This is a genomic window from Moheibacter sediminis (assembly GCF_900176425.1).
Classification (GTDB): domain Bacteria; phylum Bacteroidota; class Bacteroidia; order Flavobacteriales; family Weeksellaceae; genus Moheibacter; species Moheibacter sediminis.
This window is the reverse complement of record NZ_FWXS01000001.1, coordinates 407,846-428,432: the sequence shown is the minus strand read 5'-3', so window position 1 is coordinate 428,432 and position 20,587 is coordinate 407,846. Positions and strand designations below refer to the sequence as shown.

General features: G+C 36.1%; 22 protein-coding genes and 1 other RNA gene. 14 read left to right on the top strand and 9 right to left on the bottom strand.

The genetic code is table 11. From position 1 onward, the window contains the following. Positions 1-34 precede the first annotated feature (34 nt). A complete protein-coding gene (gene ygiD, locus B8977_RS01920) occupies positions 35-859 on the bottom strand; it encodes a 4,5-DOPA-extradiol-dioxygenase (RefSeq protein WP_084015714.1) in 825 nt (274 codons plus the stop codon). A gap of 252 nt (positions 860-1,111) precedes the next feature. Here ygiD and B8977_RS01915 point away from each other — a divergent pair, with 252 nt between their 5' ends. Continuing rightward, entirely contained in the window at positions 1,112-1,825 is a 714-nt protein-coding gene (locus tag B8977_RS01915; protein ID WP_084015712.1) for a ThuA domain-containing protein, read from the top strand. A gap of 673 nt (positions 1,826-2,498) precedes the next feature. After that, positions 2,499-2,708: a hypothetical protein gene (locus tag B8977_RS01910; RefSeq protein ID WP_084015710.1), complete on the top strand. Its 210-nt coding sequence runs from the start codon at positions 2,499-2,501 to the stop codon at positions 2,706-2,708. Between the two features lie 114 nt (positions 2,709-2,822). Here B8977_RS01910 and ssrA read toward each other — a convergent pair. Then, positions 2,823-3,222: a transfer-messenger RNA gene (gene ssrA, locus B8977_RS01905) on the bottom strand. Between the two features lie 424 nt (positions 3,223-3,646). Here ssrA and B8977_RS01900 point away from each other — a divergent pair. The 4 genes from B8977_RS01900 to B8977_RS01890 all read left to right on the top strand — a co-directional run bounded on the left by B8977_RS01900 (position 3,647) and on the right by B8977_RS01890 (position 6,145). Beyond that, positions 3,647-4,342, top strand: a complete 696-nt coding sequence (locus tag B8977_RS01900) for an ATP-binding cassette domain-containing protein (RefSeq protein WP_084015708.1) — start codon at positions 3,647-3,649, stop codon at positions 4,340-4,342. Between the two features lie 36 nt (positions 4,343-4,378). Next, positions 4,379-5,191 carry a DUF3575 domain-containing protein gene (locus tag B8977_RS01895; protein WP_084015707.1) on the top strand — a complete coding sequence of 271 codons (813 nt, stop codon included), beginning with the start codon at positions 4,379-4,381 and terminating at the stop codon, positions 5,189-5,191. Between the two features lie 78 nt (positions 5,192-5,269). Further along, complete coding sequence (locus B8977_RS15060) at positions 5,270-5,416, top strand: hypothetical protein (protein WP_159447442.1); 147 nt, start codon at positions 5,270-5,272, stop codon at positions 5,414-5,416. A 168-nt stretch (positions 5,417-5,584) separates the two neighbouring features. Next, a complete protein-coding gene (locus B8977_RS01890; RefSeq protein ID WP_084015705.1) occupies positions 5,585-6,145 on the top strand; it encodes a GNAT family N-acetyltransferase in 561 nt (186 codons plus the stop codon). Between the two features lie 40 nt (positions 6,146-6,185). On the opposite strand, the gene B8977_RS01885 is transcribed toward B8977_RS01890, so the two are convergent. Both B8977_RS01885 and ahcY read right to left on the bottom strand, forming a co-directional pair. Continuing rightward, positions 6,186-7,754, bottom strand: coding sequence for an NAD(P)/FAD-dependent oxidoreductase (locus B8977_RS01885; protein WP_084015703.1), 1,569 nt, complete (start codon positions 7,752-7,754; stop codon positions 6,186-6,188). A gap of 319 nt (positions 7,755-8,073) precedes the next feature. Continuing rightward, the gene (gene ahcY, locus B8977_RS01880) at positions 8,074-9,390 is read right to left on the bottom strand and encodes an adenosylhomocysteinase (protein ID WP_084015701.1); all 1,317 of its coding nucleotides are present in this window, start codon (positions 9,388-9,390) and stop codon (positions 8,074-8,076) included. Between the two features lie 81 nt (positions 9,391-9,471). On the opposite strand from ahcY, the gene B8977_RS01875 reads away from it, so the two are divergent. The 5 genes from B8977_RS01875 to B8977_RS01855 all read left to right on the top strand — a co-directional run bounded on the left by B8977_RS01875 (position 9,472) and on the right by B8977_RS01855 (position 13,656). Next, on the top strand, positions 9,472-10,104 hold the full coding sequence (locus B8977_RS01875) for a 4'-phosphopantetheinyl transferase family protein (RefSeq protein WP_084015699.1): 633 nt from the start codon (positions 9,472-9,474) through the stop codon (positions 10,102-10,104). A 27-nt stretch (positions 10,105-10,131) separates the two neighbouring features. Then, positions 10,132-10,821 carry a Bax inhibitor-1/YccA family protein gene (locus B8977_RS01870; RefSeq protein ID WP_084015697.1) on the top strand — a complete coding sequence of 230 codons (690 nt, stop codon included), beginning with the start codon at positions 10,132-10,134 and terminating at the stop codon, positions 10,819-10,821. Between the two features lie 55 nt (positions 10,822-10,876). After that, positions 10,877-11,554 (top strand): nicotinamide riboside transporter PnuC, encoded by a 678-nt coding sequence (pnuC, locus tag B8977_RS01865; RefSeq protein WP_084015695.1) that lies wholly within the window; start codon positions 10,877-10,879, stop codon positions 11,552-11,554. A 119-nt stretch (positions 11,555-11,673) separates the two neighbouring features. Further along, positions 11,674-12,366 carry a RadC family protein gene (radC, locus tag B8977_RS01860; protein ID WP_084015693.1) on the top strand — a complete coding sequence of 231 codons (693 nt, stop codon included), beginning with the start codon at positions 11,674-11,676 and terminating at the stop codon, positions 12,364-12,366. A 48-nt stretch (positions 12,367-12,414) separates the two neighbouring features. Next, on the top strand, positions 12,415-13,656 hold the full coding sequence (locus tag B8977_RS01855; RefSeq protein ID WP_084015691.1) for a polysaccharide deacetylase family protein: 1,242 nt from the start codon (positions 12,415-12,417) through the stop codon (positions 13,654-13,656). Between the two features lie 61 nt (positions 13,657-13,717). Here the strand turns inward: B8977_RS01855 and B8977_RS01850 are convergent, their stop codons facing one another. From B8977_RS01850 to B8977_RS01840, 3 genes are all read right to left on the bottom strand, one after another. Then, positions 13,718-14,596 carry a T9SS type A sorting domain-containing protein gene (locus B8977_RS01850; RefSeq protein WP_084015689.1) on the bottom strand — a complete coding sequence of 293 codons (879 nt, stop codon included), beginning with the start codon at positions 14,594-14,596 and terminating at the stop codon, positions 13,718-13,720. A gap of 221 nt (positions 14,597-14,817) precedes the next feature. Continuing rightward, positions 14,818-15,447 carry a 50S ribosomal protein L25/general stress protein Ctc gene (locus B8977_RS01845; protein WP_084015687.1) on the bottom strand — a complete coding sequence of 210 codons (630 nt, stop codon included), beginning with the start codon at positions 15,445-15,447 and terminating at the stop codon, positions 14,818-14,820. A gap of 19 nt (positions 15,448-15,466) precedes the next feature. Then, the gene (locus B8977_RS01840) at positions 15,467-16,402 is read right to left on the bottom strand and encodes a ribose-phosphate pyrophosphokinase (protein ID WP_084015685.1); all 936 of its coding nucleotides are present in this window, start codon (positions 16,400-16,402) and stop codon (positions 15,467-15,469) included. Positions 16,403-16,620: 218 nt separating this feature from the next. Here B8977_RS01840 and B8977_RS01835 point away from each other — a divergent pair, with 218 nt between their 5' ends. From B8977_RS01835 to B8977_RS01825, 3 genes are all read left to right on the top strand, one after another. Continuing rightward, positions 16,621-17,991, top strand: a complete 1,371-nt coding sequence (locus tag B8977_RS01835; protein ID WP_084015683.1) for an OmpA family protein — start codon at positions 16,621-16,623, stop codon at positions 17,989-17,991. Positions 17,992-18,271: 280 nt separating this feature from the next. Beyond that, complete coding sequence (locus B8977_RS01830) at positions 18,272-18,565, top strand: PH domain-containing protein (RefSeq protein ID WP_143736274.1); 294 nt, start codon at positions 18,272-18,274, stop codon at positions 18,563-18,565. Positions 18,566-18,586: 21 nt separating this feature from the next. Next, entirely contained in the window at positions 18,587-19,027 is a 441-nt protein-coding gene (locus B8977_RS01825) for a nucleoside deaminase (RefSeq protein ID WP_084015679.1), read from the top strand. Here B8977_RS01825 and B8977_RS01820 read toward each other — a convergent pair. Beyond that, entirely contained in the window at positions 19,024-19,542 is a 519-nt protein-coding gene (locus B8977_RS01820) for an acyl-CoA thioesterase (RefSeq protein WP_084015677.1), read from the bottom strand. The two genes, B8977_RS01825 and B8977_RS01820, sit on opposite strands and share 4 nt — an antisense overlap. 62 nt (positions 19,543-19,604) lie before the next feature. Continuing rightward, on the bottom strand, positions 19,605-20,567 hold the full coding sequence (locus B8977_RS01815; RefSeq protein WP_084015675.1) for an App1 family protein: 963 nt from the start codon (positions 20,565-20,567) through the stop codon (positions 19,605-19,607). Positions 20,568-20,587: the final 20 nt, after the last annotated feature.

Sequence of the window (20,587 nt, the reverse complement as noted above, 5' to 3'; positions counted from 1 at the left end):
AGAAGTTAGAAGTTTAAAATATTTCGTAAATAATTTATCCGATTTTCACAGAAGTCATCGACAAAGAACCTGCCACACAATGGTTATTGAAAATCTCAACCTCTTCTTTGGAATTTTGTAAGCCCAATGAATACAATAGCGGAAAATAGTGGTCTGGAGTTGGAATCGCAAGTTTAGCCGCTTCGCCTAATTCAGAAATATTGAAAAGTTTTGAATGTTCTTTATTTTCAATGATTTGGACAAATTTTTTATTCAATTCTTCTGCCCAATCATAACCGATATTATTGTCAATATTCTGCCAGTCAATCATTTTCAGATTGTGAATCATGTTCCCGCTTCCGATGATCAAAACTCCCTTTTTTCTCAAATTTGCCAGTTGCTGCGCCAAATCATAATGGTACTGAGCCGGCTTGAAATAATCAATACTCAGCTGCAAAACAGGAATGTCCGCATCTGGAAACATGTGCCGCACAACCGTCCATGCACCATGGTCCAATCCCCATTCGTGGTCCAATCCAACTTCAGTTTTATAAATATCTTTTTGAATCAATTCCGCTAATTCAGAACTTCCCGACGCCGGATATTGTACATCAAACAATTCTTGTGGAAATCCACCGAAATCATGAATCGTTTTTGGGAAATCCATTGCCGTAACTTGCGTTCCATTGGTCAGCCAATGCGCTGAAATCACCAAAACTGCACTCGGCAAATCCATCGACTGTGCAGCATTGACCCAGCCTTGCGTAAATTCATTGTCGCGAATTCCGTTCATCGGAGAACCATGTCCGACGAACATTGCCGGCATCCTTGTTTCTCTTTCCTTGAAATTATTGATGTAATTCTGAAATTGCTGATTCATAATAAATTAATTCTATACAAATTTCAGAAGATTAGATTTCAAATCTATTGATGTATGGTATCAATTCCTACATATTGGAATCGTCTTTTTTCAGGATAAAATTTTTCTTTTGAATCTGATTGAATGATATTTACATTTTTTTGTTTCAGATTTTTAATCAATTTCGTTTGTTCCATTCCTGAATTGAGAGCTATAATTTTTAAATTTTAATATATCAGGTAATTATTTATTTTTATAAAAAATTCAACTCACATGAAAAATTTCGTTTGTTTGGTTTTAATTTTCTGTGTATTTCAAACTATAAATGCTCAGAGTAAAACTGTTTTGATTTTTACCAAAACAGCAGGATTTCGTCACAAAAGCATCGAAAAAGGAGTTGAAACTTTATCTCAAATTTTAAAATCAAACCGTATTCAATTTACCCATACTGAAAACAGCGAGTATTTCACGCCTGATTCTCTCCGAAAATTTGACGGCGTAATTTTCCTCAACACAACCGGCGATATTTTAAACAAAGAACAGGAACAAGCTTTTGAAGAATTTTACAATTCAGGAAAAGGATTTATGGGTATACATTCAGCAACTGATACAGAACACGATTGGGAATGGTACGGAGAATTGGTCGGTGGATATTTCAAAAGTCATCCTGACAATCAACAAGCGAAAATCGATGTGATAGATCGAACGCATATTTCTACCAAACATTTGAAAGATCAATGGCTGCACGAAGACGAATGGTACAATTTCAAAAATATCAATCCTGAAATCAGAATCCTAATGCTGCTTGATGAATCAAGCTACAAAGGTGGAGAAATGGGAAAAATCCATCCGATTGCCTGGTACCGTGAAGATGAAAACAGCAGAATGTTTTACACAGGATTGGGGCATACGCCGGAGTCTTATGATGAGCTTGATTTCCAGAAACATTTGTTAGGCGGAGTTTATTATATTTTGAAATTTGATTAATTTCTTTAACCAACCCTTTCCAAATTATCTGCATCTAATTAATTAGTCATCTAAAAAATAATTTTAAATTTATCTTGTTAATTAAAAACATTGACTATTTTAGTCAAAATGATTTTCAACCTAAAACTTAACCTATGACAACACTTCTAAAACTATTTCTTTTATAGAAATAACACCCCTTTTTTATTTCAATAAAGTAAATGCTATAATATATTATAGCGTCATGCTTTGTATGTATAAATTATTAATCATAAAAACCAATTTATCCAAATGGAAAACAAAATTAAAAGCACACTTTTCAGGTTTGTGAACCTGAGAGGTCCGGAATTATCATATCAATAGATGATGAAAAAGGCGAGGCGTTTGCTTATCATTATTATACAGGGCATATCCGTATAAAACTAAATGAACAAGGAAAATATGAGGTAGTAGGCAGATTGTATGATTATAAAGAAAAATAGTATAGAACTGAGTTTTATAAAAAAACCGTTTCGATGTATGAAACGGTTTTTTCTTTTACAATTCTTCGCTTTCCCGCTATGTTATAGCCCACAATGTCGGAGAAGATACCATCATTGCCATAGATATTGTATTATCTGTAATAACTATTGTAAAAGGAGTAGGGAAATTAAGTACAAAACTTCCAAAACTGAATAAATGGATAGACGATGTGTTGGAACGTAGAGTAAAAAGACAAAGTAATTCTAAACTTAGTGATGATATACTTAAAAATTTACCAAATAGAGAAGTTCTACAAAAAACCTCTAATATAGATCAGCTTTATTCTGACGCAGCTACAGCCAACAAAGAATTAAGAACTAAAACTTATGATTTTGCCAAGAAAAATGAAGGTACACCCGCCATGCGTCCTACGGAGAAATAATTATAAATCGAACTGCAAGAATCAATGATGTTGTTAAAAATATATACCTGATTAACAATAAATTATACGAAAATAAAAGCGGGACAAAGAATGAAAAAAATTATCTATCCCGCAAAGTGGAGCTGGCGGGATTCGAACCCGCGTCCAAACAAGCAACCTACGTGCTTTCTACATGCTTATTTTGTTTTTGGTTTTCGACTACAGACCGAGAACAAACACCCTATCTGCAGCTTAGTTTCTTAAATTTCGACAAGACTCCGAAACACCATCTTGTCTATCCCCACATTGCTGTGCCTCTTAATCAAACGCCGTAAGGAAAGGCATTTGAGAGACATTTAGCTTCCATACCTAGTACAGAAACGCCAAGATCTACTATAATTCGATCAATTAGGCAGCTAAAGCGTAATTGTTGTTGCCAGTTATAAAGTTGAAGCGTCTGATTAACGTGGGTACGCGACATTCCACGACATGCTTACTCCGTCTATTGACCTTGCTGTCAAAACCGGTCAGCCCCATAATTTCAAATAACGAATCTTTAAAATTCAGTCTGCAAAAGTACAAAATAAATGCCAATTAAATACAACTGTCAAAATATCAGTATGTCATGCTGAGCTTGTCGAAGCATCTAATCAGGCTGTGCCCCCGTTGCAATTCAATCAGATTATAAATTCACAATTCCCGTGCAACGGGGTCGGGCTACTCCGGGGTTCCGTATGCCGCCACAAAAATCAAAACGTAGTAGGCGGCACACCAAGCCCTGCATATCCCTCACAGAATTCCGTTATCTAATTTTTTTTGTCATAAAAGATAATTACCGAAACCTCACGGTTTCTTCTCTTAATATCAAATCTCACATAAGCCCGATAAAACATTTACATTCGGAATCCAATTCAAAAAATAAAAACTTAATCCTTACTTTTGTTAGATAAATAAACAAAATGGGCATCGTCATTTCATCATTATCCAAAAACTACGGCAACCAAAAGGCATTGGATTCGATTTCATTTTCTATAAAAAGTGGTGAAGTAGTCGGACTTTTAGGTCCAAACGGCGCCGGAAAATCAACATTGATGAAAAGTGTCACAGGAGCCATCATTCCTGACGGCGGGGAAATAAAAGTCAATGAATTTTCAGTTCTCAACCAACCCATTCAAACTAAAAAATTAATCGGATTTTTACCTGAAAACAATCCGCTTTATTACGAAATGTACATCCGCGAATATTTAAAATTTGTAGGAAACATTCGCAATGAAAAGAAAGAACGCATCGAAGAAGTCATCAAAAAGGTGGGGTTAACGCCCGAAAGCCACAAAAAAATCGGACAGCTTTCCAAAGGTTACAAACAGCGCGTTGGTCTTGCACAAGCCATTCTTTCAAACCCTGAAATTCTAATCTTAGATGAACCTACAAACGGGCTTGACCCAAATCAGATTTTGGAAATTCGCGAGGTTATCCGCGAAATCGGAAAAGAAAAAACCGTAATTCTTTCCACACACATCATGCAGGAAGTTGAGGCACTTTGTTCCAGAGTAATTTTACTCAACAAAGGAAAAATCGTCTCTGACAGCCCTATCGAAGAGTTCAAAGGACAATATAAAAATCTGGAAGAAGCCTTCCACACACTCACCAGCTAAAACTTCTACTTATGTTAACTAAACTTTCTATCAGACATGAAAAACATTGTAAAATTATTTTGTGTTATGACACTGTTGGTGTTTACACAATTTGCAAATGCTCAAGAAGATACAATTCTTGATGATCCAACTTTAGTTTATGATTCCATTCAAACTGAATCGCCTTCCCGACACATCATCAAATTAAATGTTCCTTCTCTGTTTGTAGGAACCCTATCATTTCAATATGAGTTTTTCCCTGTCAATTTTATGTCCATTTCTTTAGGATATAAATTCACTCCGAAACGCGGGATGGTTTTTGAAGACAAGGTCATTGACCTCATCGAAGACTCAAGCGGAATTGACAATCTGGAAAGTACAGGTGAAAGATTTTTCCGCGACTTTGAATTCAGTGGAAATGCCATCACTCCTGAAGTTAGATTTTACCTGGGGCAAGGTTATGGTAAGGGTTTTTACCTAGGTCCTTTTTTGAGATTTGATAATTATGATTTTAGCTCAAATTATAATTTCACAACATTTGAAGACCAATATTTAATTGATTTCGAAGGAAAATACAAAGGTTTTGGGTACGGTTTGAACATTGGAACGCAGTTCACAATTGGAAAACATTTCACGATTGACACTTCGCTAGGGCCTTATTTTTCAAACGTGAAAATTGATTTCAATTCTGTTTCCGATTATAATCTTTCAGATGCCGAAATGGAACAATTGAGAGAAGAATTGAGCGATTTTGAATTGCCAAATGGCGATACCGAAATTACTTTGACCAATAATTCAGCAAGGATGAAATTGACTTCAGATAATTTCTTCAATTTAAGATTTAATTTAGGTATTGGATTTAGATTTTAAATTAAAATATTAACTTTACTTCATGCATATTCTTATCGACATACAAAATGAACAGGAAAAAAAGTATTGCTTGCTTTTATGGAAAGTCTGAATTTTAAATTCAAAACGATTGATGAAATCGATGAAAATTCAATTAATTCTGAATTTTTGAAAGAACACAATTTGGAGATTAACGAAGCTGAAAAAGCAATCTATTCCGGTCAGTTTATTTCAAAAATGACATAGAAAGTTTGCTTTCAGAAAGAAGAAAATCTTTGTAATGGAAATCAAATTGAACTTATCATGTATTATTTGTCGATTCTTACAGAATTTCATTTCGTGTAAAAATGGATGAAATCCAAATTTTAAGAATCATACATACCAGCAGAAAACCCATTTACTACAAAAAATAAAATGCTAATCCGTCCCGCTCAAAAATCTGATTATATACAAGTTGCACCATTGATTGTACAAGCAATGGAAGATCTGGCGATGAAATTCACGCAAAGTTCGGATTTGGAAAAATCCATTCCTGTTTTTGAGTATTTCTTTCAGCAAAAAGGAAATCAGTACAGTTATGAAAATACTCTGGTTTTTGAAGAAAACGGAGAAATCATTGGTTCGATTACAGGTTATGACGGAAATAAATTGAATGAATTACGCACACCTTTTTTAGATCATTTGTTGGAAAAATTTAGATTTGAACAAATTCCGGAAGATGAAACTGAAGCAGGAGAATTTTATATCGATACCGTCAGCGTTTCGATGAATCATCAGGGAAAAGGAATCGGCAGGAAACTGATTGAAGCAATGATAATTCATGCTAAAGAAAAAGGATTTTATAAAGTCGGATTATTGGTAGATGTAGAAAATCCCTCTGCTAAAAAATTATACGAACGAATCGGCTTTAAAATCATCAAAACTAAAAATCTGATGGGCGGACAGTACGAGCACTTGGTTTTTACTGTTAAATAAAATTCCAGATCTGACAGGTTTTTAAAATCTATCAGGCTTTCTATGATTGAAGGGACATAGCAACTGCCGCTGCTACTTTTTCACCATCCATCGCAGCAGAAATGATGCCACCAGCATAGCCCGCGCCTTCTCCGCACGGAAATAAACCTTTGATTTGCGTATGTTGTAGATTGTCGTTATTTCTCGGAATTCTGACTGGAGAGGAAGTTCGACTTTCTGTCGCCAAAACGATTGCTTCTTCGGTGTAATAACCTTTCATTTTCTGTCCGAAAGATTGAAATCCTTTACGCATGGAAGCATAAACCTCAATGGGTAAAACTGAATTCAACTGCGCTGAATTGGTTCCGGGAAGATAAGAACAATCGGGCAAAGATTGTGAAACGACTCCCTTTACGAAATCAGTCATTCGCTGTGCTGGTGCTACTAGTTTCCCACCGCCGGCATTCCATGCTTTTTGTTCGATCATTTGCTGAAATTCCATTCCTGCCAAAGGTCCTGTGAATCCATAACTTGAAAAATCTTTTTCATCAACAGTCACAACCATTCCAGAGTTTGCATAAATACCGTCACGTTTTGATGGAGACCATCCGTTTACGACCAATTCTCCTTCGTCAGTGCTTGCCGGCGCGATGATTCCGCCCGGACACATACAAAATGAAAACACACCTCTCCCTGCTTCCTGACTGACCACTGAATAAGCGGCTGCCGGGAGTAATTCGTTGCGGTCTTCATCTGGGGAGCAATGGTATTGTATGCTGTCAATAAGCTTTTGCGGATGCTCAATGCGTACACCGATTGCAAAAGGTTTGCTTTCGATAAGAATGTTTTTATTATTTAATAAATGAAAAATGTCGCGTGCGGAATGTCCCGTTGCGAGAATCAACGCCTCGGAATTCAAATTGAATTCATCGTTGATTCTAACACCTTTCAATTGATTTCCTTCGATGATGAAATCGGTAACTTTTGAGTTGAAATGAACTTCACCGCCACATTTTTGGATGGCTTCACGCATTTTGGCGATAATTCCCGGTAATTTATTAGTTCCGATGTGCGGATGTGCTTCCTGCAAAATCCTTTCTGTCGCTCCAAAATGATGAAACCATTGCAAACTTTTGAGGACGTTTCCTCTTTTCGTGGAACGGGTGTACAATTTCCCATCGGAATAAGTTCCGGCGCCTCCTTCACCATAACAATAATTGGATTCGGAATTGACTGTGCCTTCTTTGTTCATGGCAGCGAGGTCACGACGGCGTTCGCGCACATCTTTTCCGCGCTCGATGATGACAGGTTTGAGTCCGGCTTCGATTAGGCGCAATGCAGCAAAAAGTCCGGCAGGTCCTGCTCCGGCAATCAAAACAGGCTTTGCATTGGAGACATCTTGCAAAGGCGCATCGAATGCAAAAGCATCTTCGAAAGGTTCGTCGACGAAAACATTGATTTGCAGTTGGAGAACGATATTTCGGCTTCTGGCGTCTAATGAATGACGGAGAATCTGGTATGCATTGATCTGTTTGGTTTTGAGGTTGAGGGAATTTGCCAAATGTTTTTTGAGTAAATTTTCATTGGCGAAATCTTGTGGCGAAATCCGAATGGTAACTTGTTTGGGCATGAGTGCAAAAGTAATTATTTCGGTGCAGGTGGCAAAGTGGTTGATGGTTATTGGTTTTTAAAATCCAGAAAACCGTTGTTGTAAAATTTTTGGTTGTTTTGGAGAAGGTTTTGGAGGTTTGCCCGCACCCGCGATATGGAGGGCTTGGTGTGCCGCCTGTGCGGTGTCATTGTTTAGGGCGGCATACGGAACCCCGGAGCAGCGCTAGATGGCGCCCAAAGTCTAATGTTTAGTTTTGAGAATTGCTGATGGTATCTGGAAATAAAAAACCTGTCAGGTTTTGGAAAACTGACAGGTGGTATGTGAATTTAAAGTTCCATTAATATCTGTAATATTCCGGTTTGAATGGCCCTTCTACAGGAACTCCGATATAATCGGCTTGTTCAGTTGAAAGAACTTCTAACTCTACGCTTAATTTTTTAAGATGCAAGGCGGCAACTTTTTCATCTAGATGTTTAGGCAACATATAAACTTCGTTTCCGTAAGCTTCAGAATTAGTCCAAAGTTCGATTTGAGCTAAAGTCTGGTTTGAGAAAGAGTTAGACATCACAAAAGATGGGTGGCCAGTTGCACAACCCAAGTTTACCAAACGACCTTCTGCCAAAATGATAACTTCTTTTCCTCCTTCCAAAGTATAGATATCTACTTGAGGTTTTACTTCAGATTTTGTGTGACCGTAGTTTTCGTTTAACCAAGCCATATCAATTTCGTTGTCGAAGTGACCAATGTTACAAACGATTGCTTTGTCTTTTAATTTTAAGAAATGTTCTTTTCTAACGATGTTGAAGTTACCTGTAGTTGTGATTACAATGTCTGCATTATCAACCACAGTATCTAATCTTTTTACTTCGTAACCGTCCATTGCAGCCTGAAGGGCACAAATCGGGTCGATTTCAGTAACCGTCACGATAGAACCAGCTCCTCTGAAAGATGCAGCAGTACCTTTACCTACGTCTCCGTATCCGCAAACTACAACTCTTTTTCCGGCCAACATTATGTCAGTTGCTCTTCTAACGGCATCTACTGCAGATTCTTTACATCCGTATTTGTTATCGAATTTAGATTTGGTAACCGAATCGTTTACGTTGATTGCAGGCATTACCAAAGTTCCGTTTTTCATTCTTTCGTATAATCTGTGAACTCCGGTTGTGGTTTCTTCAGAAAGACCTTTGATGTCTTTTGTAAACTCAGGGAATTTATCAAAAACCATGTTCGTCAAATCTCCACCGTCGTCCAAAATCATGTTCAATGGTTTTCTGTCTTCACCGAAGAATAATGTTTGTTCGATGCACCAGTCGAAAGACTCTTCATCAAGACCTTTCCATGCATAAACCTGGATACCGGCAGCAGCAATCGCAGCAGCAGCATGGTCTTGCGTTGAAAAAATATTGCAAGAGGACCACGTAACTTCAGCTCCTAAAGCAACTAAAGTTTCAATCAAAACGGCCGTTTGGATGGTCATGTGAAGACACCCTGCAATTCTTGCGCCTTTCAATGGCTGAGATGGTCCAAATTCTTCACGAATTGCCATCAAACCCGGCATTTCAGCTTCTGCTAATGTAATTTCTTTTCTTCCCCATTCTGCTAAAGAAATATCTTTAACTTTGTAAGGAATATATTCAACTTGTGTACTCATAAATAATTTTTATTAAATAAGTTTAGGAATTAATTTCTAATTCGAAGGTGCAAAGTTACAAACTATTTTTTCAAAATAAGGATGCCATTAATTGATTCATTACATAAAGATAATTTTACCCGAATCATCTGTTGGAAAACGGAAGAATCGGATGAAGAATTATTGGATTTTCTTCAATTGAGTCCTTATAGAATCATGAAATATTTGACGTTGACACCGAAACAAGCAAAAGAATATTTAGGACTTCGTGCTTGTCTGAAAGTTTTGAACCTGGATTTGGAAATTTATTACGATTCGAAAGGAAAACCTTATCTGCCGGCAACCAATCAGATCTCGATCACGCATTCGTACAATATGGTTTGTGTGGGTTTGAGTGAATTTAACATCGGAATTGACATTGAGAAAAATCGTCCTTCTAAGATTTTTAACATCAAGGAAAAATTCATCCGTGAACAGGATGAAGCAATTTGGATCCCGAAAGAAAATGAATCGGAATATCTCCATGTCATCTGGGGAATCAAAGAAGGGTTGTATAAATTAAACGGTGGTAACATCTGGAATTTCCTTCATCATTACCGTGTAGAACCATTTGAATTGGTAGAGAAAGCAACCATCAAATGCTGGATTTCTGACGAAACACAAAGCCGTAAATATTTTGCGCATTACACTAAAGTGGAAGATTACTTTCTGGTGTGGGTGCTGGATTATGAATAATTTTTATCTTTAACAAAAAATCAAAAAATGGAATACAATCCAAATTTGGTAGCTAATGCTACAGAAATAGAAAAAGCGGCATTTTACAGGAAAACTTACACGCACGTTGCACTTGCAGTATTGGTTTTCATCATTTTGGAAACATTTTTATTGAGAATTGAACCTTTGGTAAATGCTTTATTGGCGCTGCAGGGCTACTCATGGTTGATTTTATTGGGAGGATTTATGGGCGTAACATGGCTTGCACAAAACATGGCGTATAAAAACACCAGCAAAGCCATGCAGTATGGTGGTTACTTCTTATACATTTTGGCGCAGGCAGTGATATTCGTTCCAATGCTTCACATTGCGATGTATTACAGCGGCGGACCTCAAATGATCATGCAGGCAGCAGTAATTACCGGCGGAATGTTTTTAGGTTTGACTGCTGCGGTAATGCTAACCAGAACCGATTTTTCTTTTTTGCGAACAGGGTTAACGGTTGGATTTTTCATCGCTTTAGGGTTGATGATTGCCGGGATTATGTTTGGATTTAACTTAGGATTGTGGTTTTCTGTAGGCATGGTAATTTTGGCCTCTGGAAGCATTTTATATTCTACACATCAAATCAAAAATGAATTCGGAACTGATCAATATGTGCCTGCAGCACTATCTTTGTTTGCTTCATTGATGTTGCTTTTTTGGTACATCTTACGAATTTTCATGTCAAGAGATTAATTAAAAATGAAATGCATAACAGCTCGGTTCATCACCGGGCTTTTTATTTTATAGCATGAACGAATTCATCAATTATTTAATTGAACCTTATAAAACCTATGAACCCTGGCAAATTGCCTTGGAAAGTTTTGCTGTCATTCTGGGAATTGCGAGCGTTTATTTTTCGATGAAACGAAATATTTGGGTGTATCCGACCGGAATTATTTCTACTGCCATTTTCATTTATTTATTGTTTAATTGGGGATTGTATGGCGATATGCTCATCAACGTTTACTACACCATCATGAGCGTTTACGGCTGGATTCTCTGGCAGAAAGCCGTAGAAGCAGACCATGTTCACGTTCCTGTTTTACGAATGAATAAAAAAGAATACGGAATCGGTTCAATACTATTTGTGTTCAGCATTTTGGTTGTGATGACAATTTATTATTACCGTCCCGTCATTCAAAATGGATTTGATTTATCACATTTGAAGGATGTTGGATTTCATTATACCAATATTGATTACATCGATGCGTTGTTGACTGCAATTTTCCTTGTCGGAATGTGGCTCATGGCACGCCGAAAAATCGAAAACTGGATTTTTTGGATTGTAGGTGATTTCATAGCGATTGGATTGTTTTTGGAGAAAGGATACGGAATCACGGCATTTCAATATTTGATTTTTACCATTTTGGCAATTAACGCTTATTTCCTGTGGAAGAAACAAATTCAAAAAGAAGTTTCGGTATAATGATTTCACCCTTTCAGGCTTGAATTGGTTTTATGAAATTCCATTACAATCCTTCGGATTTTTTAAAGAATTAATTGTATAGTTGTTTTCATTTTTAATTAACTTTAAACCTAATCATTATGAACTATCAACCGAATCCCATCAAAAACTGGGCAGAAGACGACCGGCCTCGTGAAAAATTATTGCTCAAAGGACAACGCGCACTTTCCGATTCTGAATTGCTCGCGATTATCATGGGAAGTGGCTCTCGCGACGAATCTGCCGTTGATTTGGCCAAGAGAATTCTAGCTTCTGTAGAAAATAATTGGAACAATTTGTCGAGATTATCTGTCAAAGATTTACGGAAATTCAAAGGTGTTGGCGAAGTAAAAGCTATCAGCATCATGACCGCTCTTGAAATCGGAAGAAGACGCGCCGCACAAGGATTACTCGAAAAACCTAAAATCGATTCCAGCCAAGATGCATTTGTGCTTTTACAAAGTTTGATTGGCGATGCGAATGTAGAAGAATTCTGGGTTTTGTACCTAAATCAAGGAAATTTTGTGGTGAGAAAAGAACAAATCAGCAAAGGCGGTATCAACCAAACTTCAGTCGATTTGCGCATCATCATGAAAATCGCTTTGGAAGAAATGGCAACCAGCATGATTCTCGCACATAATCACCCTTCCGGAAATTTAAATCCGAGCCAAGCCGACATCAATCTAACCCGAAAAATCAAAGAAGCCGCCTTAAGTTTGGATATCGAAGTTTTTGACCACTTGATTGTGACGCAAAAGTCTTATTTTAGCTTTGCCAATGAAGGAATGCTTTAAAATTGTATAAAGTATTATGTAAAAAGAAGTAAGTACTTAATTGAAATAATGCAGAAAATCCTGATTTATACACCCAAAATTACTTCTCGAATTCAATACATTTTTGATTTTGTATGGAATGAATTTTCAGGAGTTGATTTTGAATTGACCACAAATCTTCAGTTTTTTGAAGCATCCGATTTTCCAAAAATTAATTATTCGAAAGAGAAAATTTCGGATGAAATTCATTTGATTTCAGATGGATTTATGTTTGAAAATGGAATTTCAGGTAATGTTAAATTTAAAGAATTAAACGAAATCGGGAAATTATTTTTTTCGTTGAGTCGATACGAAGAATATTTACCGCAGGAAAAAGACATTCACGGACGCATTTCAGGGAAAGGAAAAGTTTACAAAACGCCTTTTGTAGATGAATGGATTTTGAAATTTCAAGAAAAATTTAAATTTAAATATTCTGAATTGGAATTCAAAAAAAGAGAATTCGAAATGGTTCTCACGTGTGATGTTGACCAGGTTTGGAAATACAAAAACAAAGGATTCAAAAGAACTTACGGTACGTTTCTGAAGGACTTAATCAAATTGGATTGGCGGGAATTCAAGAAAAGAAAAAATGTAATTTCGGGTAAAGAAGTTGATGATTATGATACGTTTGAAGTCTTTAAGATTCTTCGACAAACTCATAATGACAAGAAATTACAATCTAAATTCAGGATGATTTTCTTTTGGCTGATGGCGAATTATGGAAAATTTGACAAAAACAATCCGTTCGATAATTCATTTTTTCAAAATAAAATTAAAGAAATTTCCAAATGGGCTGAAATTGGCATTCATCCGTCTTATGCTTCGAATTCTAATTTGGAAAAATTGAAAACTGAAATCCGGCGTTTAGAGAAAATTTCAGGACAAAAAATAACCAAATCACGTCAGCATTTCATCAAATTAGATTTACCAGAAACTTACCAAAACCTCATCCAAAAAGGAATTGAAGAAGATTATACTATGGCTTATGCAGATGAAACGGGATTTCGTGCCGGCACTTGTACTCCGTTTTATTGGTATGATTTAAGAGATGAAATAAAAACTAACCTCAAAGTTCACTCTTTTTGTGCGATGGATGTCACGCTCAGAAATTATATGAAACTCAATCCTGAACAAGCTTTAGCAGAATTATTTCGATTGAAAAGTGAAATTCAGAAAGTGAATGGGCAGATGATTACACTTTTTCACAATTCCAATTTCAATGGAGAATGGAATGGTTGGAAGGAAGTTTTGGAAAATTTCATAAAATAAAAATCCGTCAATCATTCTTTCAAACGACTAACGGACATTTTAATTCAGTAATATGAATTCTTTATTTCTTGATTACTTTTTGAGTAATGATTTTGTTTGCCGTAATGATTTTCACAACGTAAACACCTTTAACCAAATCCCCAACATTTACTTTAAATGTTTCGTTTCCTGAAAATGATTTCACTTTCTGACCTGAAATGTCATAAACTTCGATTGCCGTTTTCCCTTGCGCATTGAAAATTGCTTCATTGTACCAAACAGTATTTGCTACGATTGGTTGTGTCGAAATTTCTTCTGTTGCTAACAATGTACCGGTAAAAACTCTTACGTTGTCCAAACGGATAGTTCCACCTTCTCCATAATTTCCGGTTGCACCGTACTGATTAGTTCCTGGCGCAAAAGAAGAGACTACTTTGATGTAAAGTTGAGGAGCATTTGTACCATTCGGAACCAAATAAGGACCTCCATAAGCTGCAAAATCGGTAGTCATATTACTTTCTGTCGCAATTAAGTCCCAATTTGTACCATCGAGTGAAGAGAATACTGAGAAATAAGTAGATGCAGTACCCGATCTGCGCAAGTTGAAAATGAAGCTTACCTCATCAACCGCTCCTTCAGTAGATGTATGGAAAAGAAATCCAGCCGTATCAGGATTTGTTCCCTGAGCCGGATAGGCAGTAGAATTATATGCCCAATTTCCTGTTCCCGTACCATCTTCTAACAGCAAAGTAACGGGATTACAACCTGATGAATAACCTGCAGGAATATCATCTCCAGGATTGTCCCAAGGCATAATACCTCCTATGAGTGTAAGTGTTCCCTCTCCTACAGATGGATTGGTTGTCTGGTCATTAAAGTTCCATTCTGTGATGATGGTTGCCTGTGCATTCACAGCTACAGAAGCTGAAACTGCTAATAAAAGAGTATAAATTTTTTTCATTTAGATAATTTTTTAAATTGTTGTTTTAATGAAATTTACCATTCCACCTTTTAATTTTTTGACAAAATTACCCATCATAAAACTTTAGAGAAAATCATTTGGAACAATGTAATGTTTTAATAAAATTGAATTAACACTGAGGTAAATCTATTTATGATTTAACGTAATAAAAAAGACCTCCGAAAATTCGAAGGTCTTATGATAATTCTATTTTTTGAATTTTATTCTTCTCCAGATGCTTCAGCAGCAGGAGCTTCTTCTGAAGCCGCTTCATCTTCGTCATCATCGTCAGCATCTGCAACAGCCGTTCTAGAAGTACGGATGGCTACGATAACTGCATTGTCCGGGTGCAAGATTGTATAATCGTTGTTACGGATGGTTTCTACGTATTTTTTGTGACCGATACGCATTGAAGTAATGTCGATAACGATTTCGTCAGGTAAGTTAGCAGGAATTGCTCTTACTTTCAATTTACGCATGTTGAATCTCATCACACCACCACTTACAACACCACGCGCACGTCCTGTCAAACGAACTGGAACTTCAATCGCAACCGGTTTGTCATCATGTAACTGATAGAAATCAGCATGGATGATTTTGTCTGTTACGGGATGAAACTGGATGTCTTGCAAAATTGCATGAATTTTTGTTCCGTCTGCCAATTCCAAATTTACTGTGTTTGCGTCTGGTGTGTAAACCAAGTCTTTGAAACTTTTCTCATCAGCTGAGAAATGCAAAGGCTCGTTTCCGCCATAAACAACACAAGGTACTTGGTCAGCATTACGTAAGGTACGCGTTGCAGCTTTACCCACGTTTTCTCTTTTTACACCTTGAATTGTAATAGATTTCATAAAAAATGTTTATAATAAATTAAATAATAAATTTCGAACTGATTGATTTTCTGTCATGTACCATGTGCATAACATCAGCGAAAAGTGGCGCGCAAGATAGTACTTTTATTTTAGAATATGAATTATTTTTTAATGGAATACTATCAGTCACAGCAATTTCCACCAATGGAGAGTTTTCAAGTCGCTCATAAGCTTCGCCTGATAAGACTGGATGAGTTGCGATTGCTCTTACGCTTGCGGCTCCTTTTTCCATTATTAACTCTGCAGCTTTTGCTAAAGTTCCTGCCGTATCAATCATATCATCAAGAAGAATTACGTTTTTACCCTCCACATCACCAATCAACATCATGTTTTCTACTTGGTTCGCTTTTTTGCGTTCTTTATGACAAATAACAATATCGGCATTTAGGTATTTTGAATAATTATTTGCTCTTTTCGCACCACCCATATCTGGAGATGCAATTGTCAAATTATCAAGATTTAATCCTTTTATGTAATCCACAAAAATGGTCGATGCATATAAATGATCCACAGGAATATCAAAAAAACCTTGAATCTGGTCTGCATGCAAATCCATTGTCATCACGCGAGTAGCCCCTGCAGCTGCCAACATTTCCGCAACTAATTTTGCTCCGATAGGCACGCGAGGTGCATCTTTACGATCTTGCCTTGCGTAACCATAATAAGGAATAACCGCAGTGATTTTATCTGCTGAAGCTCTTTTTGCTGCATCAATCATCAATAAAAGTTCCATCAAATTATCAGTTGGCTGAAAAGTAGAGCCGATGAGGAATACTCTCGATCCTCTTACTGATTGTTCAAATGCAGGCTGGAATTCACCATCACTGAAATTAATAATTTTTAATTTACCTAATTCCTCTCCGTAATGCTCGGCTATTTTGAGTGCTAATTCCTGACTTCCACGGGTTGAGAACAATAAAGCGACTTGATGCATGAGTTATTTTTTTTGCAAAAATAATAATATTATCACTGATAATAACTTCTTTCATGAATGATTTGGCATCAATTTTGGAAACACAGCGCTGCAAGTATGTTTTAAATTAATTTTAACAATTGAATAAAAAACGTCAGAAATATTGTTAAATCAGCATTTGTTTATACATTTGCACCAGAAAATAAAGGTTTTAGGGTATTAATCTAAATAATTAAATTATGAAAAAATTCTTTTTGCCGGTGGCTTTTTTTGCTTTAGCAATATCAGCTCAAGCACAGGAAGCACAAGAAGAAATTGTAGAGGTAGTTCCCTCTAGCAAGTACAAAGCAGCCAATTATAACAAATGGTCTGTAGAAGTAAATGGAGGTGGAAACAATGCTATTTACAATTGGAACAACAAATCTTCGGATGCAAAATTTTTAGGATTATGGCATGCTGATTTAGGAGTGCGTTACATGTTCAACACAAAATTTGGTTTGAAAGCGGATGCGGGCTATGATCGTATTACAAACCGTGATGACAGTCCTGAATTTGAAACTACACAATGGAGATTTGGACTTCAGGGTGTTATAAATCTTGGAAGAGTGTTGAGTTTTGAAGATTGGACAAAATCTTTTAGTCTTTTATTCCATGGAGGACCTGCTTACAGTATATTTCAGAATGATAATATTCCTGAAGATGATGAGATGTTTAGCGTTATGGCCGGTCTTACTGCGCAATTTAAATTAAGCGAAAAATTTGCTTTAACTTTAGATGCTACTGGAATCAATAACTTTGGAATGAAATACACGTGGAATGGTCTTTCCAGAAATGCTGAGTACCTAACAGTAACTACAGTTATTCCTTCGCAAGTCGTTAATGGGGAAACAATCCCAGGACAAACAGTCACGTCTCAAGTAGCAAACCCTGCTACTAATTATACAAGACATTTAAATCCTTTATTAAATGTTTCATTGGGTCTTACATACTATTTTGGAAACAAACAACAACATGCTGACTGGTATCTAGAAGAAGACTTATCACAACGTATTGACAATATCGAAGAGATGTTAAAAGACGATGATAACGATGGAGTGCCTAACTATTTAGACCAAGAGCCTAATTCTGCTCCTGATGCTGTAGTTGATACAAAAGGTAGAACTATCGATGCTAATGGCAACGGTGTTCCGGATGTTATCGAACAATATATAAAAGATAACTATCCTGCTGCTGGAAATGCAGGTGTATTAAGTGATTCAAATATCTTGAAACAATTAATCGACAGTGGAATTATCAACGTATATTTTGATTATGACAAATCAGTTCCTTTTGATGCATCTATCGGTGGAGTTGACTTCGTAGTTGAGTACTTGAAAATGAACCCTAATGCAAGTGTTGAAATCTTAGGATACGCTGACCCTGCAGGAGGAGCTTCTTACAACCAGGCTCTATCTCAAAGAAGAGCTGATGCTGTAAAACAAATCATCGTAGGAAAAGGAATCAACGCTTCAAGATTGAATGCGAAAGGTCAAGGAATCGATGGTCAGTTTAAAGGAAGCGCAGTTTCTGCTCACCAATTAGCTCGTAGAGTTATCTTTAAAATCAAATAATTAAAGAATTTTAAATTCGATATATGAAAGCGATACAAAATTGTATCGCTTTTTTTATTTTCAAAACATTCGTTTATAAGGATTTAATTCAATAGTAATGTATTTGAAACGTTTTTGTAACGCTTATCTTCATAACTAATAGAAAAAATAGTCATTATTTTGTCTTCCTTTCCAACAACTAATTCTTATCTAATTGTAGTTTACATAACAACTAAAAATGAAGAATTTTTTGAATTTAAAATTGCCCAAAAGAATTAAAAAACTCCCAGAACATCAAATAATGGAATGGTTCGACTTAAATAAAAGTAAAATATTTTGTTCTGGAGATGTTGACATTTTCGAAGATTATATTGAATGGGTTTACGAAAAGGGAAATACTGTAATTAAAATTCACTGGAATGAAATCAAAAATGTATATGTATCTTCAGAAACCGGGTCAAATAATATTTATATAGAATCAAAGGATGGAACTACAATTAATTTTTATATCAACAACCGCGAAAATTGCAGAGATAAATTCTTTAAATATATTCGTGACTTTGCAACCATGAAAGGAGCGCATCTCAATTCTTAATTTTGTATTTTTACGCCATTCATGAACGAGTTATTTACAGATGATTATTTCATGCGCAAAGCTTTAGATGAGGCACATTACGCATTGGAAAAAGATGAAGTTCCAATCGGGGCCATCATCGTTTCAAATAATAAAATTATAGCCAAAGGACATAACCTGACCGAAACACTGACAGATGTAACTGCTCATGCAGAAATGCAGGCAATCACTTCAGCAGCCAATTATTTAGGAGGAAAATACCTAAAAAATTGTACTTTGTATGTAACGCTCGAGCCTTGCACAATGTGCGCCGGAGCACTTTATTGGAGCCAAATAAGTAAAGTTGTAATAGCCGCAAAAGACGAAAAGCGAGGGTTTCTGAGCAATGGAATCAAATTGCATCCAAAAACAGAAATCCAATTTGGAGTTTTAGAAAATGAATGTTCTGAAATTTTGATAGAATTCTTTAAATCAAAACGTTAAAAGAAAATCGCTTTCAATTCATGTGCATCCTTAGGATCCATTCTCCCTGCTAAAATCAAACTCAATTGTTTTCTTCGCAAAGCAGCATCAAAACGTTCAATTTCTTCTTCTGTTTCCGGTTTGATTTGCGGCACAGCAACGGGTTTGTTGTTTTCATCAACTGCCACAAACGTATAAATTCCATTATTGGTTTTGATCAGCTCCTGTTTCATCGGATCATCAATCCAAACATCAACATAAATTTCCATCGAACTGGAAAAAGCACGTGTTACTTTCGCCTCCAGCTTTACGATGCTTCCCAAAGGAACAGGCGTATGAAACGAAACATGATTAACACTAGCAGTTACCACCTGAAAACTTTCTGCATGACGTCTTGCTGCGATGGAAGATATTCTATCCATTCTCGCCAGCAATTCTCCACCGAATAAATTATTCAGCATATTTGTTTCACTTGGTAAAACTAAATTTGTCAATACAGATGCAGAGTCAGAAGGCGTTTTCGTTTTTGTGTTCATGTTTGAATTTTTGCTTTGCAAAGGTCTTTAAAAATATTTTAATTCAATTATAATCACAGATTTTATTTAATGATATCAATCTCCCGGCTAAAATCAATACCTTCCTGCGTCGTCGTAAATTGAATGACCGGAATATTTTGCTGTGCAATTTTCTTTAAAATCAGTGTCGTATCTGCCCCTTTACTTTTGCGACTGTTTCGAATCATCACTGCTTTGATTTGATCAGGATATTTAAAAACAATTTCTTGATAAATTTCCGGATCTTTCTGGGTATTGTCTCCGATTAATAAAAATTTTACTTCAGGAAAAGTATTCATCAAACGACCAATTCTGACCAATTTACCTTCATGTCCCGTTTTTCCGGTTTTCCAAAATGATTTCAAAGTCCGAAGTGAATTCAATAGGAAAATTCCTTCCGGCAATTTATTCTGTTTGAAAACCACATTCAAATATTCATACAAATTCCATTCACTGCTGCTTACATAAAAAAAAGCACGGCTTTCATTGCCCGGATTTTCTTCTTCTGCAAGTTCTTGATACCATTCAATTGTGTTTTCAAAAACTTTTCTACGGTATGGATTTTTTGAAATCAATTCATACAAACGTCTAAAAATTGTAGCACTGTATGATTTCATAATCGTGTCGTCGATGTCTGAAATGACCGCAAATTTTGTGATTTCGGGAACAAATAATTTTCCTTCAGATGAAAAGATTTCGCCTGTCAAAATATTTTTTCCTTTAATTTGAATTGTATGCCAGCCAAATGATAAATCATAATTTGTATCAAATTCAAACCTGAAAAATCCATCTTCGAGCGATTTTGTTTTATGTTTTATTCCAAAGAAATCCAACTCCAATTCAACTTCAGCAATCGTTTTAACTTTGAACAAATAAATCAATGCAATCAAATTGGCAAGGAAAAAATTGGTTTCAGAAAAGATTTCAGGAGGTTTCATGTCAAATACATGACCCGTAACTTGAATCTGTTTATTGCTACCGAATGAATGGTAAATTTTTATAACCATAACCTTTCGTAAATTTACAT

What these genes read in the sequence shown, in the direction of transcription:
- ygiD (WP_084015714.1), bottom strand. Translation starts at nt 859, where the DNA reads ATGAATCAGCAATTTCAGAATTACATCAATAATTTCAAGGAAAGAGAA.
- B8977_RS01915 (WP_084015712.1), top strand. Translation starts at nt 1,112, where the DNA reads ATGAAAAATTTCGTTTGTTTGGTTTTAATTTTCTGTGTATTTCAAACT.
- B8977_RS01900 (WP_084015708.1), top strand. Translation starts at nt 3,647, where the DNA reads ATGGGCATCGTCATTTCATCATTATCCAAAAACTACGGCAACCAAAAG.
- B8977_RS01895 (WP_084015707.1), top strand. Translation starts at nt 4,379, where the DNA reads ATGAAAAACATTGTAAAATTATTTTGTGTTATGACACTGTTGGTGTTT.
- B8977_RS15060 (WP_159447442.1), top strand. Translation starts at nt 5,270, where the DNA reads ATGGAAAGTCTGAATTTTAAATTCAAAACGATTGATGAAATCGATGAA.
- B8977_RS01890 (WP_084015705.1), top strand. Translation starts at nt 5,585, where the DNA reads ATGCTAATCCGTCCCGCTCAAAAATCTGATTATATACAAGTTGCACCA.
- B8977_RS01885 (WP_084015703.1), bottom strand. Translation starts at nt 7,754, where the DNA reads ATGCCCAAACAAGTTACCATTCGGATTTCGCCACAAGATTTCGCCAAT.
- ahcY (WP_084015701.1), bottom strand. Translation starts at nt 9,390, where the DNA reads ATGAGTACACAAGTTGAATATATTCCTTACAAAGTTAAAGATATTTCT.
- B8977_RS01875 (WP_084015699.1), top strand. Translation starts at nt 9,472, where the DNA reads ATGCCATTAATTGATTCATTACATAAAGATAATTTTACCCGAATCATC.
- B8977_RS01870 (WP_084015697.1), top strand. Translation starts at nt 10,132, where the DNA reads ATGGAATACAATCCAAATTTGGTAGCTAATGCTACAGAAATAGAAAAA.
- pnuC (WP_084015695.1), top strand. Translation starts at nt 10,877, where the DNA reads ATGAACGAATTCATCAATTATTTAATTGAACCTTATAAAACCTATGAA.
- radC (WP_084015693.1), top strand. Translation starts at nt 11,674, where the DNA reads ATGAACTATCAACCGAATCCCATCAAAAACTGGGCAGAAGACGACCGG.
- B8977_RS01855 (WP_084015691.1), top strand. Translation starts at nt 12,415, where the DNA reads ATGCAGAAAATCCTGATTTATACACCCAAAATTACTTCTCGAATTCAA.
- B8977_RS01850 (WP_084015689.1), bottom strand. Translation starts at nt 14,596, where the DNA reads ATGAAAAAAATTTATACTCTTTTATTAGCAGTTTCAGCTTCTGTAGCT.
- B8977_RS01845 (WP_084015687.1), bottom strand. Translation starts at nt 15,447, where the DNA reads ATGAAATCTATTACAATTCAAGGTGTAAAAAGAGAAAACGTGGGTAAA.
- B8977_RS01840 (WP_084015685.1), bottom strand. Translation starts at nt 16,402, where the DNA reads ATGCATCAAGTCGCTTTATTGTTCTCAACCCGTGGAAGTCAGGAATTA.
- B8977_RS01835 (WP_084015683.1), top strand. Translation starts at nt 16,621, where the DNA reads ATGAAAAAATTCTTTTTGCCGGTGGCTTTTTTTGCTTTAGCAATATCA.
- B8977_RS01830 (WP_143736274.1), top strand. Translation starts at nt 18,272, where the DNA reads ATGGAATGGTTCGACTTAAATAAAAGTAAAATATTTTGTTCTGGAGAT.
- B8977_RS01825 (WP_084015679.1), top strand. Translation starts at nt 18,587, where the DNA reads ATGAACGAGTTATTTACAGATGATTATTTCATGCGCAAAGCTTTAGAT.
- B8977_RS01820 (WP_084015677.1), bottom strand. Translation starts at nt 19,542, where the DNA reads ATGAACACAAAAACGAAAACGCCTTCTGACTCTGCATCTGTATTGACA.
- B8977_RS01815 (WP_084015675.1), bottom strand. Translation starts at nt 20,567, where the DNA reads ATGGTTATAAAAATTTACCATTCATTCGGTAGCAATAAACAGATTCAA.